Annotated in this window: 11 protein-coding genes; 6 read left to right on the plus strand and 5 right to left on the minus strand. The window is 36.8% G+C overall.

Annotated elements, in window-relative coordinates; translation table 11 throughout:
• The first annotated feature begins 17 nt into the window (after positions 1 to 17).
• Entirely contained in the window at positions 18 to 2,552 is a 2,535-nt protein-coding gene (locus tag U8526_RS03820) for an excinuclease ABC subunit UvrA (RefSeq protein ID WP_334340642.1), read from the plus strand.
• Between the two features lie 12 nt (positions 2,553 to 2,564).
• On the plus strand, positions 2,565 to 3,473 hold the full coding sequence (locus U8526_RS03825) for a Gfo/Idh/MocA family protein (RefSeq protein ID WP_334340643.1): 909 nt from the start codon (positions 2,565 to 2,567) through the stop codon (positions 3,471 to 3,473).
• A 320-nt stretch (positions 3,474 to 3,793) separates the two neighbouring features.
• Here the strand turns inward: U8526_RS03825 and U8526_RS03830 are convergent, their stop codons facing one another.
• Both U8526_RS03830 and U8526_RS03835 read right to left on the minus strand, forming a co-directional pair.
• The gene (locus U8526_RS03830; protein ID WP_334340644.1) at positions 3,794 to 4,333 is read right to left on the minus strand and encodes a DUF1700 domain-containing protein; all 540 of its coding nucleotides are present in this window, start codon (positions 4,331 to 4,333) and stop codon (positions 3,794 to 3,796) included.
• Positions 4,326 to 4,643, minus strand: coding sequence for a PadR family transcriptional regulator (locus tag U8526_RS03835; protein ID WP_334340645.1), 318 nt, complete (start codon positions 4,641 to 4,643; stop codon positions 4,326 to 4,328). The genes U8526_RS03830 and U8526_RS03835 overlap by 8 nt, the downstream gene beginning before the upstream one ends.
• A gap of 289 nt (positions 4,644 to 4,932) precedes the next feature.
• On the opposite strand from U8526_RS03835, the gene U8526_RS03840 reads away from it, so the two are divergent.
• A complete protein-coding gene (locus U8526_RS03840; protein ID WP_334340646.1) occupies positions 4,933 to 6,135 on the plus strand; it encodes a chloride channel protein in 1,203 nt (400 codons plus the stop codon).
• Positions 6,135 to 7,211 (plus strand): S66 family peptidase, encoded by a 1,077-nt coding sequence (locus tag U8526_RS03845; protein ID WP_334340647.1) that lies wholly within the window; start codon positions 6,135 to 6,137, stop codon positions 7,209 to 7,211. Before U8526_RS03840 ends, U8526_RS03845 begins: the two co-directional genes overlap by 1 nt.
• A gap of 40 nt (positions 7,212 to 7,251) precedes the next feature.
• Here the strand turns inward: U8526_RS03845 and U8526_RS03850 are convergent, their stop codons facing one another.
• Positions 7,252 to 8,625: an amino acid permease gene (locus tag U8526_RS03850; RefSeq protein ID WP_334340648.1), complete on the minus strand. Its 1,374-nt coding sequence runs from the start codon at positions 8,623 to 8,625 to the stop codon at positions 7,252 to 7,254.
• Between the two features lie 195 nt (positions 8,626 to 8,820).
• On the opposite strand from U8526_RS03850, the gene U8526_RS03855 reads away from it, so the two are divergent.
• Complete coding sequence (locus tag U8526_RS03855) at positions 8,821 to 10,566, plus strand: 1-deoxy-D-xylulose-5-phosphate synthase (protein WP_334340649.1); 1,746 nt, start codon at positions 8,821 to 8,823, stop codon at positions 10,564 to 10,566.
• A 409-nt stretch (positions 10,567 to 10,975) separates the two neighbouring features.
• On the opposite strand, the gene U8526_RS03860 is transcribed toward U8526_RS03855, so the two are convergent.
• Complete coding sequence (locus U8526_RS03860) at positions 10,976 to 11,680, minus strand: glucosamine-6-phosphate deaminase (RefSeq protein WP_334340650.1); 705 nt, start codon at positions 11,678 to 11,680, stop codon at positions 10,976 to 10,978.
• A gap of 179 nt (positions 11,681 to 11,859) precedes the next feature.
• Here U8526_RS03860 and U8526_RS03865 point away from each other — a divergent pair, with 179 nt between their 5' ends.
• Positions 11,860 to 12,711 carry an alpha/beta fold hydrolase gene (locus U8526_RS03865; protein ID WP_334340651.1) on the plus strand — a complete coding sequence of 284 codons (852 nt, stop codon included), beginning with the start codon at positions 11,860 to 11,862 and terminating at the stop codon, positions 12,709 to 12,711.
• A 155-nt stretch (positions 12,712 to 12,866) separates the two neighbouring features.
• Here the strand turns inward: U8526_RS03865 and U8526_RS03870 are convergent, their stop codons facing one another.
• Entirely contained in the window at positions 12,867 to 13,385 is a 519-nt protein-coding gene (locus U8526_RS03870; RefSeq protein WP_334340652.1) for a hypothetical protein, read from the minus strand.
• Between the last annotated feature and the right edge of the window lie 131 nt (positions 13,386 to 13,516).

The raw sequence follows: 13,516 nt of genomic DNA on the forward strand, positions 1-13,516 counted from the left end.
ATTAGACGGAGGAAATTATGACAATTAGACATAAAAACTATATTCCGGACAATATTGAAGTTGTTGGTGCAAATGCAAACAACCTCAAAAATATCGATGTAGATATCCCTTTGAACTCTTTTGTTGCTATAACAGGAGTTTCAGGTTCAGGGAAATCTTCCTTAGCCATGGATACGATCTATGCTGAAGGGGCTAGAAAATATCTCAATGCACTATCAACTTACACCAGAAGAAGAATTACCCAGATGGGACGTTCCGATGTTAAAGACATTAAGAATTTACCCTCTACAATTGCTTTAAGACAGCGTCCAGTCGTACCTGGTGTTCGTTCAACTGTGGGAACAATGACCGAAAGTTTGAATATTCTACGCCTAATGTTTTCACGTTTGGCATCAGTAGTCTGTCCCAATGGTCATCGACTAGATCCAACTTTAAAAATTTCTCAGGTCATGGACCTACCAACAAGTGACGAGGCAATGGGAATAATGACCTGTCCTATCTGCCACGCTAAATTTATGGCCTTCAGTGCCGAAGATTTCGCCTTCAATTCAGAAGGTGCTTGTCCCACATGTCAGGGAACAGGTTTCTTGAAAGAAATTGAATTAGATAAGATTATTCCTGACGAAAGTCTCAGTATCGATGAAGGTGCTGTTACATCTTGGAATTTGCCAGGACGAACACTTCAAAAAGAAATAATTAAAGAACTAGGTGTTCGGACAGATGTTCCATTTAAAGATTTAACGGCTAAAGAAAGAGATATCGTGGTAAATGGTAAAGAACAGAAGAAGGAAATTCTCGTTCCTACTAAAACAGGCCGTTCATTTAGATTGAATGCCCTTTACGAAAATGCCATTACGGCGGTTAAGAATAGTTTAAAGAGTACTAAAAATGAAAATACTTTGGCTCGCTTGGAGAGATTCTATACTGAGAAAGTTTGTCCAGCCTGTCATGGCAGTCGCTTTAATCCTAAGTTGTTTACCAATGAATTAGTTGGCAAGAATATCGCTGAAGTTTCCCAATTTACGATTTCTGAACTACAAGGATTTTCCCAGAAGATTGTGGATTGGTTACCTCAAGATATGAAGTCTTTGGGTAAAAATTTGACTAATGAATTATTGGATTTGCTATCACCCATCGTTGATTTGGGACTTAACTATTTATCCATTTCGCGTGCTGGTAATACCTTATCAACTGGGGAATTGCAGAGAATTCAGTTGGCTCGAACAATTAGAAATCAAATGACCGGAGTTTTGTATGTTCTGGATGAACCTAGTGTCGGATTACATCCTGCAAATGTGGCTGGGTTGATCAAAATCCTGCGGGAATTGGTTCAGTTAGGAAATTCATTAATCGTTGTTGATCACGATACTAGTATCATTGCAGCGGCTGACTATGTGATTGAAATTGGTCCTGATTCAGGTGCTGATGGTGGCCAGGTTATTACTCAAGGAACGGTTGATGAAATCAAGAAGCATCCCGATTCAGTAATTCAACCTTATTTAACTGGTAAAGCTGATATTATTAAACATCGACCAACTACGAACTTTAAAAAAGGGACTATCACTGTTCAAATCGGTGACCGCTATAATATTCACGACATGACGGCTAAGTTCAGCAAGGAATCACTCAATGTTGTTTCAGGGATGTCTGGCTCAGGTAAGACAACATTAATTTTTGACAGTTTATTACCAGCGTTACAGGCCAAAATTGATGGTGAAAAGTTACCGAAATTCGTTAAATCTGTCGATAATGCTGACATAAAAAATATCGTTAAAGTGGATTCAGTTCCGATTGGAAAAAATGTTCGTTCAACGGTTGGAACCTATACTAAGATTTTGGATCACATGCGAAAATTATTTGCGCAGACTCCAGAAGCTAAGGCTAAAAAATTCACGCCAACCTATTTCTCATATAATAATAAACAAGGTGCTTGTCCAAATTGTGGAGGTACCGGCGTAATTACTTTGGACATTCAGTACTTACCTGATATGGTTCAAACCTGTCCTGTCTGCCATGGAAATCGTTATAAGAAGGAAATTCTTGATATCACATGGCACGGCAAAAATATTGCTGAAATTTTAAATATGTCAGTTAAAGAAGCAACTGAATTTTTCCAAGAGGTTCCTCGAATTAAGAATACTCTGGATGTTTTAGTCAATATCGGATTAAGCTACCTCAAATTAGGCGAGAGTACGCCAACTTTATCTGGTGGTGAAGCTCAGAGAATGAAATTAGTCACTTATATGAAGCGAAGCCAAAAGAATCAACTCTTTGTCTTCGATGAACCTAGTGTCGGTTTGCATCCTAAGGATGTCGGTGTGTTATTAGATGTCTTCAATAAACTGTTGAAGCGTCACGCTACGATCATCGTGATTGAACATGATTTGGATATTATCTCTAATGCTGACTACATCAACGACTTAGGTCCCGAAGGTGGGATCAATGGTGGTAAAATTGTAGCAACGGGTACACCGAAAACGGTTGCAGATAATGCAGCTAGTTTAACTGGAAAGTACCTCAAAGAACATTTGCAATTGTTCAATCAAGATTAAGAGGTTAAATATATGGAAAAAATTGGTGTTATTGGACTGGGGAATATTGCGCAAAAAGCTTATTTACCAGTGATGGCGACTTTACAAGATAAATACGAATGGCACTTAACGACTAGAAATGAAGCTAAAGGGAAGATGCTAGAACAGAAATATGGGTTCAAACATTTCCATCAAACTCTAGATCAATTGATAGCTGAAAAACCACTGGCAGTCTTTGTTCATACGCCCACACAAACTCATTATCAGATCATCAAGCAATTATTGACATCCGGTATCAACGTTTATGTCGATAAGCCAGTTTCAGAAGATTTAGCCGAAGTAGAAGAACTTTATCATTTAGCAACGAAAAAAAAATTACTGTTAACTTGTGGCTTCAATCGTCGTTTTGCACCATTTGATCAACAGTTAAAACAAATTGCTGACAAACGGACGATCGTCTCGGAAAAAATTCGTGAGGAAGCATTACAACCAACAGCTTTCGCCATTTTTGATTTGATGATCCATTCAGTTGATACGGCCGTTTATTTGATGGATGAACCTGTCCAAAAAGTAGACAACTTCTTAGTTACTAATGACGGTAATTTAGAACAAGGCTATATTACTTTGACTGGAGCAAAGAGTCACGTTCAAATTATTACGAATATGATTGGTGGTAGTAACCTGGAAATGACTACCGTTCAGGGTTTGAAAACACGGCGGGTAGTTACTAACTTAAATCTCTTACAGACGTATCAGACAGGTGCAGTTACACAAACTTCACGCCCTGATTGGGAGAATACGTTAGTAACAAGAGGATTTGATCCTATTATTAGAGCTTTTCTTGAGGCAGTTTCTAACAATAGTGAAAATCCAGTTAGTCCAGATTCAGCTATTCTTAGTCATAAACTTTGTTTTGATTTAGTTAAAACAATCAAAAGATAATGGATTAAAATCTACCACAATATATGGTGGCGAACATATGTCTTTATACAATATGTTCCATGTGAAACAATAAATGCCAAACGGCTGAAATCATTGCGATTTCAGCCGTTTTTTTAATAAAAATAATATATTTTATAAGAGATGTTATTACTATTTCGAAGACCAATTTATGGGTGAGTAAATATTACCAGAATTTTTAATGAATTCGCTTATGTCGAATCCAAAGCAGGCAAAAATCATTATACAGAGGACTATTCCCATTAACATAAGACCTAAACCTAGTAGTATGAATTTTTTATTAAAATTAAACACATTCATGATTAAACCTCACTTTCAGTAAAATTATGGAACATGATTTTAACTAGACCATAGGCTTTTTGGAAACTAAATAAAAATAATTGCCAAAAAATTATACCCATTCCCCCAAAAATAAGGGCAGTTCCCAATTGAAATAGAAAATTTAAAATACCTGTTTTAAATAGTACTATCAAACTCCCCAATAGTAGCCAGATTCCTGAAAAAGAGAAAGCTATACTACAAATCATTACAGCAAATACTAATGCTAGTAGGATAATATATCCCGCAGCTATGATGGGACCCCAAATAGGAATCCCCATTAATAATAATGCACTTTTAATTTTACTTTTAGCTCTTGGTATTTGGACATCTTCATCGGACAAGATGGATAAAATGATCTTATTCGGTTCACCAATTTTTTTTATTGCTTCTTTTTCTGAATAGCCATCTTCAATTAGATCTTCTAAAAATTCAGAATAATAACTGATATATTGATCACTATTAGTGATTCCGTATTTTTTTAATTGAATTTTTAATTCAACTAAAAATTCTTCTTTATTCATTGATATCTCCCCCTCGAACATAATCAACAATTTTCTCTACATGATGCCAATCGTTAAGAAATTCTGTAATTTCATTTTCACCAATGTCTGTGATTTTATAATATTTTCTGATTCGATTATTATGTATTCTTTTTGTTACCGTGATTGCTTTCTTTGCTAGCAAACGTTTGAGTATTGGATACAAAGTAGATTCAGAGATTTCAATCATTGGTTCCAAATCACGAATAATGGCATAACCGTACGATTCAGAATTACGGAGTTCAGCAAGAACGCAAACGTCTAATAATCCTTTTTTTAGTTGTGAGTTCATGTAATACCTCCTTTAACATCATATTATGTATAACGAGGTATTGATTGTCAAGAATAGCTTGAAATTATTTGGATATAAAGGATATCGTTTAATACGATTTAGATTGACGGGGATGACCTGAACGTGCGATACTACATCTTGGTGCCAAACCGAGGTAAGGGTACGTGGTTGGCGCGCAAGCGTTTGGAAAATCACCGCACCTTACCACCGAAAGGGTTCTGCAGACATGCAGGACTCTTTTTTTTTATCCAAATTTCAATGCTATAATTTTGTTAATTTGTGGGAGTGGGTGAAGGCTATCAAAAAAGTTTTATTTGTCAGTTATGGATTATTATTGAGCGCTATTATTGGTCTTATTGCAGCAGTCTTTCTAGTTGTTGAGGGCTTTCTAACTAAGGTAGCTTGGATAAGCAATAATCAAATTGTTCAGACACTCTTAATTATCATTGGGAGTTTCATACTCTACTTTTTACTTAAACGTTGGCCTACATTACCCAAAACTACCAAGGACTCGCTGATGGAATTAAAACAGAATCAAACGATTGATTATCAGGACGTATTTTTGAACTTATTGGTTACGCTGGTTATCCTGAGTTTTGGAAGTGGGGTCGGTCCTGAAGCCGCCTTATTGAGTGCCATTATTTCATTATCAATTTGGCAAGCTGATAATCTACGTTACTTTTATTTCCAATATGACGAATTGAAACAGTTACCGTTTAGGTCTTCGTTGAAACGTCTTTTGAATCCTTTTAAATATCGTCAAAAGTATGATGAGAAGATCGCACCGAAAACGCCCAAACTTTTAAAATGGAAAAAATTACTCTATGTGGTTTTTTCAATCAACGGATTATTGGCATTTATGTTATTGATCAAACAAACAGATCAACCATCGTTCATTACAAAATTAGGGCGTTCACACTGGCAACTGAGTGAATTGTGGATCGTGCCGCTTTTGATGATTGTGGGTATCGCTGTTGGAATGATCTTAAAACAATTGAATCACCTATTTGAGAAGACGATTAAACATTTGAATTTAAACCTGGCTATGAGAGTTACTTTAGGAGCGTTAGGCATCATTGTCATTTCGTACTTGGAACCTAATTTGCTGTTTTCCGGTCAGCATAGCCTTCATTTATTGACTGGAGCATGGAATAATCAGTCAGCAACATATCTGTTTTCGATGGCACTGTTAAAACTAGTCTTTCTAGTCTGGTGTTTAACATTTAATTGGCGTGGAGGAGATATTTTTCCTATCACTTTTGCCACTATGACAGCTGGATTTGCGACGGCCGCACTCTTACCAAATTTTGATACTTTACTGGTAGTGGCTGTTTTAGCAACGACACTGATGAGTGAATTATTGTCACCGATTATTGCTGGAATCTTTATCATGCTATTTTTCCCAATAACACTCACCCCTATTATTATTTTGGTCGCAGGTGTACTATTTTTGAAAAACAAGTATCTGCAAAAAGTAAGGGGGAAGGTTTAATGATTAAACCATATGCTTTAAAAAAGGGAGATCACGTCGCTATTGTCAGTCTATCGGCTGGCGTATTAGGTGAGAAGTTTGCTAAACATGAATTGAATCGTGGCAAGCAACGAATTGAAGAACTAGGTTTGATTCCGGAATTTATGCCAAATAGTTTGAAGGGAATTGAATTCATTAAAAATCATCCCAAAAAACGTGCTGAGGACTTGAAACGGGCTTTTGCTGACGACCAAATTAAGGGGATTTTCTGTGCAATCGGTGGGGAAGACACTTATCGTTTAGCACCTTACCTGTTAGATGATCCTGAATTCGTTCAAAATGTGCGACAACATCCGAAATTATTCACCGGCTTTTCGGATACGACCGTCAATCATTTAATGTTATATCAATTAGGATTGACGACTTTCTATGGTCCCAATGTGATCAATGATTTGGCTGAGTTAGATACTGAATTATTACCATATACCAAAAAAACTTTGGAACATTACTTCCAAAATCCGGCTACAACTGAAATTCTCAGCAGTCCCACTTGGTATGAAGAACGAACTGATTTTTCAGAGGAAGCTCTGGATACACCTCGTGTCAGTCATCCTGAAACTAAAGGCTATCAAGTTCAGCGAGGAACAGGAGTCGTTGAAGGACAACTATTAGGTGGCTGCATAGACAGCATCAATAGTTTACTTACCGATAAACGTTATACCGATGAACCGCAGATTGCTGAAAAGTATCATTTGATTCCCGATGTTAAAGAATTCGAGGGCAAAATTTTATTCTTGGAAACTAGTGAAGAGAAGCCGACACCTGAGGAATATCGCAAGATGTTGAAGAGATTGAAATCTCGTGGAATCTTGCAAGCAGTTGCTGCTATTATCACCGGTAAGCCACAGAACGAAGTTTATTATGAAGAATACTGCCAAGTTCTAAAAGAAGAGACAGAGGACACCAAGACACCTCTGATGACAAATTTTAACTTTGGACACGCTTATCCTAGAACCGCTTTACCATATGGCTTAAAAGCTAGACTAGATTTAGATAATAAGAAATTAGAAATTATGGAACCTTACTTTGCTGAATAAAAAATGCTATAAAACACATCGCGTGTTTTATAGCATTTTTTTAATCGTTCTTTTTATAACCGTAAGCGAAGTAAATACCTACACCAATCAGAATCCAGAAGATAAAGGTGATCCAAGAATTGATGCTGACTTGAGTCATCAAAATGATACAAGAAATAGCGGAAATTATTGGTAACCACGGATATAGAGGAACCTTGAATTCACTATTTGGTAAATCTTCACGATGTCTCAATTTGATAATACCTAAAGCTACGAAGACAAAGGATATCAGTGTTCCGATATTGACCAAACTGGTTAATTCTTTCAAAGAAACGAAGCCACCTAAGAGGATAGCTAAAATTGAAATGGCATTAAGTGAAAGCATTGGCATTTTTGCTTTGGGATGAATTCTTCCGAATGCTTCAGGGATCATGCCGTCACGTCCGAGGGCGTAAATTAAACGAGAGCCACCGTAAACGGTATTGAGCATCATCGTAAACATTCCGGCTAAAGCACCGATACTGATTAAGAAGGTTACTTTGTTTAAACCGACTCTTTGGAGTGCAAAGACAACGGGATCAGAAACGTTTAAGTCTTTATAGCTGACCATTCCAGTTAGAACGGCGGATAAAATAACATAAAGGATTGCACAGACAGCTAAAGAACTCATGATACTGATAGGAATATTTTTTTGTGGATTCTTAACCTCTGGGGCTGAAGATGGGATAACGTCAAATCCTAGATAGGCAAAGAAAACTAAAGCCGCTCCTTTGACGACTCCCATGCCGCCCATTGGGAAATAGGGATGATAATTGGCTGGTTTGATGTAGAACAAACCAATAATAATGAAAGCTAAAACGACAGAGATTTTTACGAAGACCATCACGGTATTCATTCTGGCTGAAGCCAAAACACCACGACGAAGTAATAAGTAAATTAAGACTAAAACGATAACGGCAGGCAAATTAATAAAAGTTCCGTTAGAAGGCTCAAATGGACCTGTGACTGCTTTTGGCAAAGCCACGCCTAATCCTTTGAAGAGGCTGACAAAATAAGCTGAAAAGCCTGAGGATACAGCTGAGACACCTAAAACGTATTCCAGACATAATGCCCAACCAATCAACCAACCAGGAAATTGTCCAAAAATAATACTTCCGTATGAGTAAGTACTACCAGCAACGGGAAAGGTTGAAGACAATTCCGCAAAACACATGGCTGTCATGACACAAACAATGGCCGATAAAACAAAGGAAATAGTAATACCAGGACCAGCTGTCTCAGAAGCGACGATTCCGGGTAGAATGAAGATTCCTGTACCGATGATAGCGCCAATTCCCATTGAAATTAGGTTTCCACGAGTTAGCACCTTTTCAAAATGGGCGTCGCCGACTACAAATTTTTTGTAATCTGCTTTTTTAAATAATTTTTCTTTCATATTAACCACCTATTAAAAATACAACCTCATTAGGTTACTGGTTTTTTGAATCCTTTGTCAACAAAAATTCGTGATGGGGATTAATCAATTTAAAAATAAATCAATTTTTTTGATAAATGTTCTTGACCTAAAGGTAACTCTAAGTCTTAGTATGGAATCATCGATAAAAAATTGAGGAAAGTAGGAAACAAATATATGGATACACCAATTTTAAATACAATTGATCAACCTGCTGATTTGAAGAAGTTGGATTTGGCTCAATTAACACAACTAGCAACTGAAATCCGCAAGGTATTACTTAATAAAGTCAGCCAAACTGGAGGTCACGTTGGCCCAAATTTGGGTGCAGTGGAATTAACAATCGCTTTTCACACGATCTTTAACTCACCCGTTGATAAGGTTGTTTGGGATGTTTCGCACCAATCTTACACCCATAAGATTCTAACTGGGCGTAAACAGGCTTGGCTAGATCCAAAACATTTTGACGACGTTAGTGGTTATACGGCACCAGAAGAAAGTCCACACGATTATTTCAATATTGGACATACTTCAACTTCAATTGCTTTAGCAACTGGTATGGCTTCAGCTCGTGATCTACAAGGCAAGTCTGGCAATGTGATGGCCGTTATTGGTGATGGTTCACTTTCAGGTGGTTTAGCTTTAGAAGGCTTGAATATTGCTGCTACTTTGAAATCTAATTTGATCATCTTAGTTAATGATAATGCGATGGCTATTGCTGAAGATCACGGTGGTTTGTACGAAGGTCTCAAAGAATTGCGTGAAACTAACGGCCAAAGTTCTCATAACTTATTTAAAGCTATGGGGTTAGACTATCGTTATGTAGCGGATGGAAATGATATGCAGTCGATGTTGGATGCATTCAAAGCAGTTAAAGACATTGATCACCCAATTGTTTTACACGTTCATACGGAGAAGGGTCACGGTTATCAACCAGCAATTGATCACAAGGAAGCCTTTCACTGGCATGTACCTTTTGATTTAAAGACTGGTAAGACACTACACCCAGTTACAGAAGAAACTTATAACGACGTTATACATGCAGAGTTAGAAAAAGAGATCACGGAAGACAAGACACCAATTACGGCTATCACAGCCGCAATCCCTGGATCTTACGATTTGAAGAGATTCGGTCGTAAACACCCAGATCGTTATTTTGATGTTGGTATTGCTGAACAAGAGTCAATCACTTTTGCAGCTGGACAATCTCAACAAGGCATGAGACCAATTGTCTTTCATTCAGGTACATTCTTGCAAAGAGCTTACGACCAATTATCACACGACTTAGGTATCAATAAATTGCCAGTAACGATCATGGTTTCAGGTGGCAGTATCAGTGAAGGTGATCCAACTCATCAAGGTATCTTTGATATTGCGATGTTAAGTAATATCCCTGGTTTAACTTATTTGGCACCAACGACTAAAGAAGAATTAACTGCTATGATGCACTGGGCTCTTCATCAAAACGTTGGTCCCGTGGCTATCAGAGTTCCAAGTAACGGTGTTCATTCTGCTAAGTTAAATGATTTCGATGCACATAAGATGAATGTTTTACATGCTGGTAAGAAAGTTGCTGTTTTAGGCGTTGGTAGTTTATTACCATTAGCCGAGGAAGTTCAACAACAATTGAGTAAACAAGATCTTGATGTAACTGTTATTGATCCTCGTGATATCTCTGAACTTGATGGTGAAACATTGAGTAATTTGGAAAAGGATCATCAATTAGTTGTTACTTTGGAAGAAGCCAGTTTAAGTGGTGGCTTTGGTGAAAAAGTCAGCCGTTTCTATGGTGATACTGACATGCACGTACTCAATTTTGGAGCTGCAAAACGATTCAATGACCGTGAAACTACAGCTGAATTGTGGCGTGAATTCAAATTGACTCCGGAACAAATCGTAGCTGAAATTAAAGCTGCTTTATAAAGTTGAAAAGGGAATAGGAGCTAAACTCCCGTCCTCCGTGAAAATTGGGAATGCTGTTGGAACGCTATGGGCACGATTTGGAGCTAATTATTTTACACTTCGTGCAAAATAATGGATCTTCAAAGTCGGCCTCATTGTAATCGGCAAAGCAGATAACAATGATCTCATAGCTGAACGCATTCCCAATTTTCACTCCGGACTAAATAGCATGTTGATTTTTAGTTTGAAGTAAATTATCTAATTCAATATATTTCACTTCTAAAAATATTTTTAAATCAAGAAGGCCTTCATATCAACCAGTTTGGTCAATATGAAGGCTTTTTTAGTACCAATAATTCTAAATAGAGAATTAATTTTTTACAAAAAAATAGCCCTAAATTTAATTAGGACTATCGGTTAAATTAATCAATTACTTTAACTTTGATGCAGCAGCTTCATCAATGATAAGTGTTACATCTGGGTGGTTTTGTAGGGCACTTGCTGGGCAGTCTTCTGTAACAGGACCGTCAACAGTAGCGGCAATAGCATCAGCTTTAGCTTCACCATAAGCTAGAAGGATGATCTTCTTAGCTTTCATGATTGAACCAATACCCATTGAGTAAGCAAAACGTGGAACGTCTTTTTCATCTTCGAAGAAACGTGTGTTAGCTTCGATTGTTGATTCTGTCAAACCAACTTTTCTAGTTGTTCCGTCAAGTGGTGAACCTGGTTCGTTGAAACCAATGTGACCATTTCTACCAATACCAAGAATTTGAAGATCGATAGGATTTTCTTCGATGATCTTGTCGTAAGCTTTTGTAGCAGCTTCGGCATCAGGATTTGAACCATCAGGAACGTATGAGTTCTTGAAAGGTTTCTTGCTAAATAGATGTTCTTTCATGAAGTAATGGTAACTTTGTTCGTTATCAGCTTTCAATCCAACATATTCATCCAAGTTAACTGAAGTCATGTTAGAAAAATCAAGGTCACTGCTTGTCATTTCATTGTAAAGTGTAATTGGGCTACTACCTGTTGCTAAACCAAGAACCTTAGCACCGTTTTCGATGTCGGCTTTCATAAGTTTAAAGGCTTCTTTACCGCCCATTTCTGTATCTTTAACTTTAATTATGTTCATCTTCAAAAATCTCCCATCTCTATTTATCTGGTCTAGTCCAATCTAATGCATTTTCTGTAAATTGTCAATAAAATAAATCAATTAAATAAAAATAAGTTAAAATCCCGATAATCAATGCAAAATCTTCACATTTTAGGTATATTTTGTAGTAAGAGATAAAACTAAAGAGGCAGAATAATTTGGAAAAAATATTATCTACATCCGAAGGCAGTGTAAACACAAATTTGATTGGATCAATTCACAGTGACAAGATCATTATCTTGGTTCCCGGAATTGATGGTTCAATCAGCTATTTTGATGAAATGATTCCTTATTTGAAGGATAAATATACCGTTGTTGCACTTGATTTACTTGGACAAGGCAAGTCTAGTAAAGTCAAAAGCGACAACTATACAATTGATTCTGAAGCTTGGAATATGTTAGAAGCAATTGCCCGCTTAAAGATAGTTAAACAGCTGATTATTTTTGGTTATGGCGTCGGTGGTTTGGTGGCCGTTAATATGGCTGAATTACGTGGTTTCACCATATCAAAATTAATTCTGTTAAATACTCCTGCAACTGATAAATATGCCGATATGGACGCATCGTCTTCTATGGCGGCTATTCCATTGCTCGGAAAATTAGCTAAGTCACCGGTTAAAGCTGGTCTTTACTTTGATAAAAATTTTGACCGTAAGAGTCTTTCTAATCCTAAAATCGTTGATGAAGCTGCTAATATGGTCGACCATAAGGTTTCCAAGAAACTTCAAAAGATGCCAGTCGATTATTTGAGTGAAAAATTCTTAAATAAACGCCTGCGTACAATTAAGATTCCAACTTTGGCTATGTATTCAGATGGCGATCAAATTTTAGGTGAAAAGGGTATTAAAGATGCTAAGGCCACAATTGGTCGTGTACCTGGTTTGCAACTAGCTGATATCAAGGGTGCAGGACACTTAGCAATGTTGGAAAAGCCTAAAGAAATCGTTGATAAAATTATTGCTTTTGACGAAGAAAAGGTTGAAAGACAACAAGTTGATATTGAAGAATAGTACTCCTTTTAGGGGGTGCTTTTTTAGTCTTTACTAGTTTTAAAAAAGTGCCGAATTCTGGTTATAGGAGCCCACTTATTGATATATTGGTTTTACTACAATGCCGACTAAAAAAGAGATACGATCTGTCCAGATTGAACAGGTGGTATCTCTTTTTAATTGGAAACCTTTACTGGTTTAATTAGATTACGGTGTTTTTGAGAACTGGCAACAAGAATATATTTCTTGCCATCTTTATAGACGAATTGAATGACATCATCATTATTGTGTAATTTCTTTGCCTCATCAGAAATGATTTTTTGAATTGAAGCAATGTAGAGTTGTTGATCACGAGAAGATTTATCGTTTTGAACCGCTTCGTAAGTTGTTTTGAGATATTTCTGAGTTTGCGTGTCAGTCAAAATAACTAGAATGACTGTATGTGGATTCTTGCCATTCTTATCATTGATATTGTCCTCTTGTTTAATTGTGGCAATCTTGCCATTGCCGTTGAATTTTTGATCCAGATTTTTTTTGAGCTGAGTATATTCGACTTTAGGTTTAGTCTGACTGGAAGTGGATTTGTTAGAAGTTCTGAGTGTGAAAAAAGAAAGTACAGCAGCAAAAATCACGACACCGATAATAGCAATAACCAGGTATTTGATTTTTATGGGTTCACGATAATTTTTATGCATATTAAGACCCCTAATTCTTTGATTAGGGAAATTATACCATGATTACGATGATCGGTTTTTATAATCAAGGAGCGAATGAATTGACTTAATCAAAAAGATTTTGAATAATCGCAGTGTACACAAATAACAAG

The organism is Companilactobacillus sp. HBUAS56275 (genome assembly GCF_036913655.1).
Lineage (GTDB): Bacteria > Bacillota > Bacilli > Lactobacillales > Lactobacillaceae > Companilactobacillus > Companilactobacillus pullicola.